This window comes from Streptomyces cahuitamycinicus, from assembly GCF_002891435.1.
GTDB lineage: Bacteria > Actinomycetota > Actinomycetes > Streptomycetales > Streptomycetaceae > Streptomyces > Streptomyces cahuitamycinicus.
Genome location: NZ_POUC01000847.1, coordinates 1 through 1213 on the forward strand (window position 1 = coordinate 1; position 1213 = coordinate 1213).

Below are 1213 nucleotides of genomic sequence, written 5' to 3' on the forward strand. Positions count from 1 at the left end.
TTCATAGTGTTTCGGTGGTTATAGCGTAGGGGAAACGCCCGGTTACATTCCGAACCCGGAAGCTAAGCCTTACAGCGCCGATGGTACTGCAGGGGGGACCCTGTGGGAGAGTAGGACGCCGCCGAACAATTCTTGAGAAAACCCCGCATCTTCGGATGCGGGGTTTTCTGCGTTTAGGGCCCCCTTTCGAGGGGCCCGCTGTTTTACAGGCGTCCGGCCGCCTTCAATGCCAGGTATGCGTCTGCCAGGGCCGGCGCCAGGTCGTGCGGGGTGGCGTCGACGACCGTGACACCGTGGCGACGGAGTTGTTCTGCTGTGCGGTGACGCTCTGACTGGGCCTGTGCGGCCGCGGCGGCCTCGTAGATGGCGTCAGCATTGCCGCGTGCTGCGGCCATTTCCGTGATGTGCGGGTCTGCCACCGACGCCAGCAGGACAGTGTGGCGCTGGGTGAGCTGGGTGAGGACCGGGAGCAAGCCCTCTTCGATGGGGGTCGCGTCCAGCGTGGTGAGCAGGACGATCAGGGAGCGGCGGGGGGACGTACGGAGAGCAGTCGCCGTGAGGCCTCGGGCGTCTGTTTCGACGAGCTCCGGCTCGAGCATGGCCATGGCGTTGACCAGAGCGGGAAGGACATCGCCTGCCGTGCGGCCCTGGACGAGGGCGCGGACCTTGCGGTCGTACGCGAGGAGGTCCACGCGGTCGCCGGCGCGGGAGGCGAGGGCCGCCAGGAGGAGGGCCGCGTCCATGGAGGAATCAAGGCGTGGTGCGTCGCCCACGCGACCGGCCGAGGTGCGGCCGGTGTCCAGCACCAGGAGGATGTGGCGATCGCGCTCGGGGCGCCAGGTGCGTACGGCGACGGTGGTCTGGCGGGCTGTGGCACGCCAGTCGATGGAGCGGGTGTCGTCGCCGGGGACGTACTCGCGAAGGCTGTCGAACTCCGTGCCCTCGCCGCGGGTGAGGACGCTGGTGCGGCCGTCCAGTTCGCGGAGGCGGGCCAGTTTGGAGGGGAGGTGCTTTCGGCTGGTGAACGGGGGCAGGACGCGTACCGTCCAGGGGGCCCGGTGGGTGCCCTGGCGGGACAAGAGGCCGAGGGGGCCGAACGAGCGGATGGTGATGCGGTCGGCCTGGCGGTCGCCTCGGCGGGTGGGGCGGAGTCGGGTGGTCACGCGGCGGCGTTCGCCCGGGGGGACGCTGAGGCTGTCTCTTGTACACATCT

Annotated in this window: 1 protein-coding gene and 1 rRNA gene; one reads left to right on the forward strand and one right to left on the reverse strand. The window is 69.1% G+C overall.

All coding sequences use genetic code 11. The annotated features are described in order from the left end of the window. The first annotated feature begins 10 nt into the window (after positions 1-10). Positions 11-127 (forward strand): 5S ribosomal RNA (gene rrf / locus C1J00_RS43360). Between the two features lie 76 nt (positions 128-203). Here rrf and C1J00_RS43365 read toward each other — a convergent pair. Beyond that, positions 204-1213, reverse strand: a 1010-nt coding sequence (locus C1J00_RS43365; RefSeq protein WP_102914230.1) for a DUF58 domain-containing protein, incomplete at its 5' end; no start/stop codon positions are given.